Origin of the sequence: Phycicoccus flavus, assembly GCF_004025965.2 — a bacterium.
GTDB lineage: Bacteria > Actinomycetota > Actinomycetes > Actinomycetales > Dermatophilaceae > Phycicoccus > Phycicoccus flavus.
The window spans coordinates 71,767-80,359 of sequence record NZ_SAYU02000010.1; the positions used below are offsets into that span (position 1 = coordinate 71,767).

Here is an 8,593-nt window from a genome sequence, read left to right on the forward strand (position 1 = left end):
CCACCCCGACCCACGGCCGGGCTTGTGGAGAACCGTGGCAACCGGGGCAGATCCGGGTCAGGGGCCGATGACCTCGGGCGTCAGGACCAGCTCGTAGAGGACGATGCCGTGCTCACGGCCGGTCTCGGTGAAGCCGGCGCGCTCCAGCGTCCGCTGCGAGGCGATGTTGCCGAGGTCGGTGTCGGCGACCACCCGGGTGAGCCCCTGCTCCCGGGCCACCCCGACGACCGCCGCCACGGCCTCGGCGGCGAACCCGTGGCCCCGCGCCGACGGCACGAGGCCGTACCCGATCTCGACCTCGCCGTCGACCGGCGGCCCCTTGAACCCGATCCCCCCGACGGCCAGCCCGTCCGCGCGCCGCCGCACGACGTAGTGCCCGAACGGCGCCGGGTCCCCGTGGTCGGCCGACTGCAGGAGGAGCATCGTCGCGGCCAGCACGTCGCCGTCGAACGGGAAGTCCTCGGCCCACCGGTCCGACCGCCCGGGTCGGCGCGCGACGATCCGCTCGGCCTCCGCGACGTCGGCGGCCTCCAGCGTGAGCCGCGCGGTGGTGCTCAGAGCATCCCGCGCTTGGTCGCCTCGTAGACCGCCTCGGCCCGGCCGGACACCCCGAGCTTGCGCAGGATGTTGCCGACGTGGAACTTGGCCGTCGTCTCCGAGATGTAGAGCCGCTTGCCGATCTCCTTGTTCGACAGCCCGCGGGCGAGCAGCTGCAGCACCTCGTCCTCGCGCGCCGACAGGGTCGGCTCGACGGGCGCGGGCGGCGCCTGCATGCCGCGGACCATGGCCGCGGCCGACCGCGCGTCGAAGGCCGACTCGCCCTGGCTCACGTCGTGGATGGCCCGCACGAGCGCGGCGGTGTCGACGTCCTTGACGACGTAGCCCTTGGCCCCGGCGCGCACGGCCTCGAGGACGAGGTTCTCGTCGAGGAACGTCGTCAGCACGAGCACCGCCACCGAGGGGTGCCCGGTGCTGATGGCGTGGGCCAGCTCGAGCCCCTCGGTGTCGGACGACGTCGACAGCTTGAGGTCGAGCAGGACGACCTTCGGGGTCACCCGCTCCAGGACGGCGAGCGCCTCGCCGCGCGAGGAGGCCTCGGCGACGACGGTGATGTCGGGCTCGCGCTCGAGGACCGAGCGCAGGCCCTGCCGGACGATGGCGTGGTCGTCGACGAGCATCACCCCGATCGTGTCCTGGTCGGCGGTGTCGGAGCGGTCGGCGGTGCTCAGCACTAGGGGGCCTCCTGGTGGTCGTGCAGCTCGAGGCCGACGAGGGGGGTGCGGACGACGGGCAGGGGGACGCGGAAGACGACGCGGACGCCGCCGAGGCGCGAGCGGCGGAAGGCCAGCGAGCCGCCGAGGCCGCGGACCCGGCAGTCCATGTTGGCCAGGCCCTGGTGGCGGCCGTCGCGGACCGAGCGGCGCTCCAGCTGGAGCATCCGGCGCAGCGCGGCGGGCTCGCCGTCGCCGTCGTCGGACACGGAGACGACGAGCGCCGACGGCAGCCACCGCACCCGGACGACGGCCCGGCGGGCGGCGGCGTGGGTGACGACGTTGAACAGCGCCTCGCCGACCCCCCGGGCGATCTCGTGGTGGACGTCGGGGTCGAGGACGAGCGCCCGGCCCTCGACGAGGATCTTGATGTCGAGCATCGGCCGGTGGTGGTGGGTCACCTCGGTGAGGAGGTCCTCCAGCGATGCGACGGAGTCGGTGTGCGAGCGGGTGAGCGCGAAGATGGCCGAGCGCAGCTGCTCGACGGCCGCCTGGGTCAGCGACTTGGCCGTCTCCAGCTGCCCGGCGACGTCCGCCGCGCCCATCGCCGCGGCCTCCCCGCGGGCCACCTCGACGGACATTCCGGCCGAGAGGACGTACTGGGTGACGCTGTCGTGCAGCTCGCGGGCGATGCGGTGCCGCTCGGCGTCGATGAGCTCGCGCTGCTGGGCGACGGCGAGCATCTGCTCGGCGGCCTCGAGCTCGGCGGTGCGGGCGGCGAGGTCGCGGGCCTGGGCCCGGGCCTCCTCGTGCAGGCGCTGCGCCCGGCGGTGCAGGGACAGCCCGGCCTGGTACTGCTCGCTCGTGTGCAGCGACACCGCCGCCTGGTTGGCGAGGATGCGCAGGACGGCGAGGTCCTCGGGCTCGGGGTCCTCGTGCAGGCCGTGCCGGGCGGCGAGGCCGCCGACGCGCCGGCCCTCGAGGTACATCGGCACCCGCACCCACACGTCGTCGCGCGCCGACGGTCCGGCGTACCCGGACCGGATCGCGGCGAGCTCGAGCCGGACGTTCTCGGGCACCTCGGCCGGGTCCCCGAGGCTGCGCCGGTCCGGCCCGACGACGACGAAGCGCGGCCGGGCCTTCTCCAGGGCGCTGTCGGCGAGGGCGAGCACCGCCCAGGGCGCCGCGAGGTGGTCGGCCGCGGCCTTGGTGACCTCCTCGAGCAGCCCGCGGGGGCCCTCGACGGTGCGGACGACGGCCCGCGAGATCGTGTCCATGGCGCGGACGGCGCGCTGGGTGCGCTCGGTGGAGCGCAGGTAGGCCGGGTAGTACGAGTTCTTGCCCGAGCGGACGCCGGTGAGCCGCGAGAGGTCTGCGGCGCCCTGGCTCACCGCGACCCCGTCCTCACAGCGCCGCCCGGAACAGGCGCTCGATGTCGTGGGCGTCGGACGCGCGGGGGTTCGTCGTCAGGCAGGCGTCCTCGAGCGAGTTCTCCGACAGGGTGACCAGGTGCTCCTCGGTGATGCCGAGCGAGCGCAGGGACCGCGGCACCCCGACCTCGTCGGCCAGCGCCCGCACGTGCTCGGCCAGTGCCTCGGCGGCCTCCTCGGCGGGCAGGCCGTCGACGGCCAGGCCGGCGGAGCGGGCGAGCGCGACGAAGCGGTCCGGGGCAGTCTGGGCGTTGTAGCGGATGACGTGCGGCAGGAGGATCCCGTTGATGACGCCGTGCGGGGCGTCGAGCAGGCCGCCGACCTGGTGGCTCATCGCGTGCGTCGCCCCGAGGATCGCGTTCGTGAAGGCCATCCCGGCGGCCAGGGCGGCCTCGGCCATCCCGGTGCGCGCCACCCGGTCGTCGGGGACGCGCATCGTCGTCACGAGGTGACGGTTGACGAGCCCGACGGCGTTGAGCGCGTGGACGTCGGCCAGGGCGTTGTGCGCCCGCGAGACGAACGCCTCGATGCCGTGGGTGAGGGCGTCCAGGCCGGTGGCGGCGTTGAGCCACTCGGGCATCGTCACGAGCAGGCGCGGGTCGGTGATGGAGATGTCCGGGACGAGCGCCCGGCCCATGATCGTCACCTTCACGTGCCGGGTGGTGTCGGTGACGATGCAGAACTGGCTGACGTCGGCACCGGTGCCGGAGGTCGAGGGGATCATCAGCAGGGGCGGGATCTCGCGGTGGACCTGGTCGACGCCGCGGTAGTCGAGGATCGACCCGCCGTTGCCGGCGAGGATGGCGACGCCCTTGGCGGCGTCCATGCACGACCCGCCGCCGATGCCGATGATGACGTCGCACTCGTTGCTGCGGTAGAGGTCGTGGGCGGCGGCGACCTCACTGTCCTTGGGGTTGGGCGTGACGTCGCTGCAGACGACGGGGGAGAGGCCGACCTCGGACAGGTGCTGCCGCAGCTCGCGGACCCAGCCGGCCTCGACGATCCCCGGGTCGGTGACGACGAAGGGGCGGCGGGCGCCGAGCCGGCGCGCGGCGTAGCCGGCCTCCGCGAGCGCCCCGATGCCGAAGACGATCTCGGGCGCCTGGAACTTCACGAGGGCCCCGGCGTCGACCGGCCAGGCGGTTGCGGCTCCGGCGCCACTGCCGTCGAGCCCGGGCATGCAGCCTCCTGCACCTCGTCGTCGGGGGCCTTCACGGTAACCCCGCGAGGGCCCCTTGGCGAGGCCTGCCCGCGTCCGGTCTGCGCCGTCCCGGGGAGAACCGGGCCGACCTGTCCGGTCGGGCAGGTCGCGTGGACCGGTCCGCCCGCCGGACCGGACGGCACCGCCCGCGGACGGGCGAGGCTCAGGCGTCGATGGCGCGGGCCCGGACGGCCGGCATCGCCCGCTCGCGGCGCAGCGCCGGAAGGTACAGCGCGGCACCGAGGACGCTGAAGGTGCCCGCGACGACGATGCCCGTCGCCGTGCTCGTCGCCTCGGCGAGCGGGCCGAGGGCGAGCATCCCGAGGCTGAACGCACCGCCCGCGACCATCGAGTTGATCGACAGCACGGTCGTGCGGTTGTGCGCCTCCGCCTCACGGTGCAGCAGCGTGGCGTGGACCGGTCCGCCGGTGCCGTGGAGGGTGTAGACGACGAGGAAGGCGGTGACGAGCCCGACCGGGCCGGCCACGAGCCCCATGACGACGACCGCGGCGGCCCGGGCCACGCTCGAGGCGATGGCCGTGCGGGTGACCCCGATGCGGCGGGCCAGCAGCGCCGCGCCGGCCGACCCGGCGGCGAACAGCCCCCAGGCCGCGGCCGACACCGGGCCGATGAGCGCCCCCGCGCGCGCCTCGCCGCCGACGAGCTCGGACAGGCGCACCGGCATCAGGGTCTCGAAGGCGATCATCCCGACGCTCCAGAACACCTCGACCCCGACGAGGGCGAGCAGCACCCGGTTGGTCCGCAGCAGCCCGATGCCGCCGGCGACGACCGCCGGCGCCTGCCGGGCCGACGCCAGGGCACGGCGGACGCCGCGGCCGTCGACGTGGGTCGCGGGCTCGCGCATGAGCACCGCGGTGGCGAGGAGGTTGACGGCGTGGAAGGCGATGGCGAGCCAGTAGGCGTTCTCGAGGGCGGTGAGCGCTCGCACCGGGTGCCAGGCGATGACACCACCCGCGACGAGCGCGCCGACGGCGATCGCGCCGCCGAGGGCCGTCCCGGCCCGGGAGAGCCCGTCCGCGACGACGACGTCCGGGTCGTCGGCCTGGGCGGTGTCGACGTACCAGGACTCCAGCGGCCCGGAGTCCAGCGCCCGGTAGACGCCCTGGAGGAGCATGGCGACGACGAACGCGGCGAAGGTCTGCGCGGTGACGAAGAGCACGGCGGACACGAGCGCGACCGCGGTGGCGGTGACGAGCACGGGCCGGCGGCCGAGGGCGTCGGCGAACCCTCCGGTCGGCAGCTCGAGACCGAGGACGACGAAGCCCTGCATCGCGAAGATGACGCCGATCTGGGCCAGGGACAGGCCGCGTTCGAGCGGCAGGAGGGTGGTGACCCCGATGGTGAGGCCGACGGGGAACCAGCGGGTCACGGTGAGCCAGAGCAGGGTCCGGCGGGCCGCGTCGGCGGTCACCGGGGCGGGGCCGGCGGCGGTCCGGTGGCCCGGCGAGGTGCTCACCTGCGGTCCTCGCCGCGCGGCGGCCGGTCGAGGTCGATCGGGTACATGACGGCGTAGATGGCCACCCGGCGTGCGGAGGGGTTGCCCTGTCCCACGCGGCGGTAGCGGGCGACGACCTCGTCGAGCTCGTCACGCATGGCGCGGGCCTGCTCCGGGGTCGCGACGACCCACGAGTCGTCCATGCCCATGGCGTCGCGCCAGGTGTCCGGCCAGCCGGCCTCGACGTCGAGCCACCGCTCGTAGCGCTCGCCGAGGTGGCGGGAGTAGTCGCGCTGCAGCCAGCCGAGGGCGGTCTCGGCGTCGTCGTCGCCGCCGAAGTCGCTCGGCTCCCACTGGTGGGACTCGGTGGCCGCCCGCCAGACCCGCCGCTTGCCCTCGCCGTCGCCGGTGTCGGCGACGAGGCCGACCGACTCCAGCCGGCGCAGGTGGTACGAGGTCGCACCCGAGTTCGTCCTCAGCCGGGCGGCGAGGTCGGTGGCCGTCGCCGGGCCGTCGACGCGCAGGCTGGAGAGCAGCCGGCTGCGCAGGGGGTGGGCGAGGGTCTTCAGGGCCACGGCGTCGAGGCGGAGACCGGTGAGATGGCCGTCGTCGGGGGATCCGGGAGCGCTCATGCGTGCACAATACCTGTGCACAATCTGCTTGCACAATACCTGTGCAAAGATTACGGGCACGGCGTCTTCGCAGGTCAGAACCCCTCCGCGGGACGACGGGCGGCGATTAGGCCGGATTACGGCACCCCCATACACTTGAGGACTGTTGTGCCGTGCGCTGTCGCGACGGACCCGGTCCTCGCCAGAGCACGCGGCACACGCCCCGACACCAGTCCCACAGGAAGCTTCCATGCGTACCTACACCCCGAAGCAGGGCGAGATCACCCGCGCGTGGCTCGTCATCGACGCCACGGACGTCGTGCTCGGCCGCCTCGCGAGCCAGACGGCGACGCTGCTGCGCGGCAAGCACAAGCCGACATTCGCGCCGCACGTCGACACCGGCGACTTCGTCATCATCATCAACGCCGACAAGGTGGCCCTCACCGGCAGCAAGCACGAGCAGAAGCGGGTCTACCGCCACTCGGGCTTCCCGGGCGGGCTGAAGTCGCAGTCCTACACCGAGCTGCTCGCCAAGAGCCCCGAGAAGGCGGTCGAGAAGGCCGTCCGCGGGATGCTCCCCAAGACCTCGCTCGGCCGGCAGCAGCTGACCAAGCTCAAGGTCTACGCCGGCGCCGAGCACCCGCACGCAGCCCAGCAGCCCACCCCCTTCGAGATCACCCAGGTGGCCCAGTGATGTCCGAGAACGCCCAGATCGACGAGACCGCCGGGACGGACGCGAACGACGCGGTCGTCACCGAGTACACCTCCGAGTCCGACGGCACCGTCGGCGGCGCCGAGGGCGTCGCCCGCCCCAGCGCCTCCGCGCCCGGTGGCGCCACCGGCCGCCGCAAGCAGGCCGTCGCCCGCGTCCGGATCGTCCCCGGCAGCGGCGAGTGGAAGGTCAACGGCCGCACTCTCGAGGAGTACTTCCCGAACAAGGTGCACCAGCAGATCGTCGCCGAGCCGCTCAAGGTCCTCGAGCTCGACGGCGCCTACGACGTCCTCGTGCGCGTCCACGGCGGCGGCCCCTCCGGCCAGGCCGGGGCCGTGCGCCTCGGCGTCGCCCGCTCGCTCAACGGCGTCGACCCCGAGCTCAACCGCCCGGCGCTGAAGAAGGCCGGTCTGCTCACCCGGGACGCCCGCGTCCCCGAGCGCAAGAAGGCCGGTCTCAAGAAGGCCCGCAAGGCGCCGCAGTACAGCAAGCGCTGACCCGCGCGCCCGCACGCCACGACGGCGGCATCCCGGTGGGGGTGCCGCCGTCGCGGCGTCCAGGGGCAGCTCGCGGTAGGTTCGGCGGCGGTTCACCACGGAAAGGCGTCAGCCCATGTCCCGACTCTTCGGCACCGACGGGGTGCGCGGTCTCGCGAACCGCGACATCACCGCGGAGCTCGCGCTCGACCTCAGCATCGCCGCGGCGCACGTCCTCGGCGAGGAGGACCGGCGCGCCGGCCGCCGTCCCCGTGCGGTCGTCGGCCGCGACCCCCGGGTGAGCGGCGAGTTCCTCTCCGCCGCGGTGTGCGCCGGCCTCGCGTCGGCCGGGGTCGACGTGCACAACGTCGGCGTCCTGCCGACCCCCGCCGTCGCCTACCTCACCAACGACATGGGCGCCACCTTCGGCGTCATGCTCTCGGCCTCGCACAACGCCATGCCCGACAACGGCATCAAGTTCTTCGCCACCGGCGGGCACAAGCTCGCCGACGCCGTCGAGGACGAGATCGCCGCCGCGATGGGCCGCGACTGGGAGCGGCCGCAGGGCGCCGACGTCGGCCGCGTCCACGAGAACCGGGCCGGCCAGGCGCGGTACGTCGCCCACCTCATGCAGGCGCTGCCGAACCGGCTGGACGGGCTCAGGGTCGTCATCGACGGCGCGCACGGCGCCGCCAGCGCCGTCTCCCCGGAGGCGTTCCGGCTCTCCGGCGCCGAGGTCGTCGAGATCGGCACCGACCCCGACGGGCTCAACATCAACGACGGCTACGGCTCGACGCACCTGGAGCGGCTGCGCTCGGCGGTCGTCGAGCGGGGCGCGCACCTCGGCATCGCCCACGACGGCGACGCCGACCGGTGTCTCGCCGTCGACGCCGACGGCGGCGAGGTCGACGGCGACCAGATCATGGCCATCCTCGCGCTCGCCCTGCGCGACCACGGGCTGCTGCGCGAGAACGTCCTCGTCGCCACCGTGATGAGCAACCTCGGCCTCATCCAGGCCATGGAGCGCGAGGGCGTCACCGTCAAGCAGACCGGCGTCGGCGACCGGTACGTCCTGGAGGAGATGCGCCGCCACGACCACTCCCTCGGCGGCGAGCAGTCCGGCCACGTCATCCTCCTCGAGCACGCGACGACCGGCGACGGCATCCTCACCGGCCTCATGCTCGCCGCGCGGGTCGCCGAGACCGGCCGCCCGCTCGCCGAGCTCGCCGCGGTGATGACCCGGCTGCCGCAGGTGCTCGTCAACGTCAAGGGCGTCGACAAGGACCGCGTCGACACCGACGAGGGCGTCCAGGGCGCCGTCGCCGCCGCCCAGGGTGTGCTGGACGGCACCGGCCGGGTGCTGCTGCGCAAGTCCGGCACCGAGCCCGTCGTCCGGGTCATGGTCGAGGCCGGCACCGAGGCCCAGGCCAAGGAGACCGCCGACCAGCTGGCCGCCGTCGTCGAGGAGCGCCTCGCCCTCGCCTGATCCTCCCCGC

At 74.2% G+C, this 8,593-nt stretch carries 9 protein-coding genes; 3 read left to right on the top strand and 6 right to left on the bottom strand.

Annotation, left to right across the window (positions count from 1 at the left end):
* Positions 1-57: 57 nt before the first annotated feature.
* From EPD83_RS05005 to EPD83_RS05030, 6 genes are all read right to left on the bottom strand, one after another.
* A complete protein-coding gene (locus EPD83_RS05005; protein ID WP_165566287.1) occupies positions 58-558 on the bottom strand; it encodes a GNAT family N-acetyltransferase in 501 nt (166 codons plus the stop codon).
* Positions 555-1,232 (bottom strand): MadR family response regulator transcription factor, encoded by a 678-nt coding sequence (locus EPD83_RS05010; protein WP_322095769.1) that lies wholly within the window; start codon positions 1,230-1,232, stop codon positions 555-557. Before EPD83_RS05010 ends, EPD83_RS05005 begins: the two co-directional genes overlap by 4 nt.
* Positions 1,232-2,602: a MadS family sensor histidine kinase gene (locus tag EPD83_RS05015; protein WP_128368142.1), complete on the bottom strand. Its 1,371-nt coding sequence runs from the start codon at positions 2,600-2,602 to the stop codon at positions 1,232-1,234. Before EPD83_RS05015 ends, EPD83_RS05010 begins: the two co-directional genes overlap by 1 nt.
* Positions 2,603-2,615: 13 nt before the next feature.
* Positions 2,616-3,821 (bottom strand): iron-containing alcohol dehydrogenase, encoded by a 1,206-nt coding sequence (locus tag EPD83_RS05020; protein ID WP_128368143.1) that lies wholly within the window; start codon positions 3,819-3,821, stop codon positions 2,616-2,618.
* Positions 3,822-4,005: 184 nt separating this feature from the next.
* Positions 4,006-5,319, bottom strand: coding sequence for an MFS transporter (locus EPD83_RS05025; protein WP_235950349.1), 1,314 nt, complete (start codon positions 5,317-5,319; stop codon positions 4,006-4,008).
* Positions 5,316-5,930 (bottom strand): winged helix-turn-helix domain-containing protein, encoded by a 615-nt coding sequence (locus EPD83_RS05030; protein ID WP_128367804.1) that lies wholly within the window; start codon positions 5,928-5,930, stop codon positions 5,316-5,318. Before EPD83_RS05030 ends, EPD83_RS05025 begins: the two co-directional genes overlap by 4 nt.
* 229 nt (positions 5,931-6,159) lie before the next feature.
* Between EPD83_RS05030 and rplM the strand changes: the two genes are divergently transcribed.
* From rplM to glmM, 3 genes are all read left to right on the top strand, one after another.
* Entirely contained in the window at positions 6,160-6,603 is a 444-nt protein-coding gene (gene rplM, locus EPD83_RS05035; RefSeq protein ID WP_128367803.1) for a 50S ribosomal protein L13, read from the top strand.
* A complete protein-coding gene (gene rpsI, locus EPD83_RS05040) occupies positions 6,603-7,118 on the top strand; it encodes a 30S ribosomal protein S9 (RefSeq protein ID WP_128367802.1) in 516 nt (171 codons plus the stop codon). The genes rplM and rpsI overlap by 1 nt, the downstream gene beginning before the upstream one ends.
* Before the next feature lie 115 nt (positions 7,119-7,233).
* Positions 7,234-8,583 (top strand): phosphoglucosamine mutase, encoded by a 1,350-nt coding sequence (gene glmM / locus EPD83_RS05045; protein WP_128367801.1) that lies wholly within the window; start codon positions 7,234-7,236, stop codon positions 8,581-8,583.
* Positions 8,584-8,593: the final 10 nt, after the last annotated feature.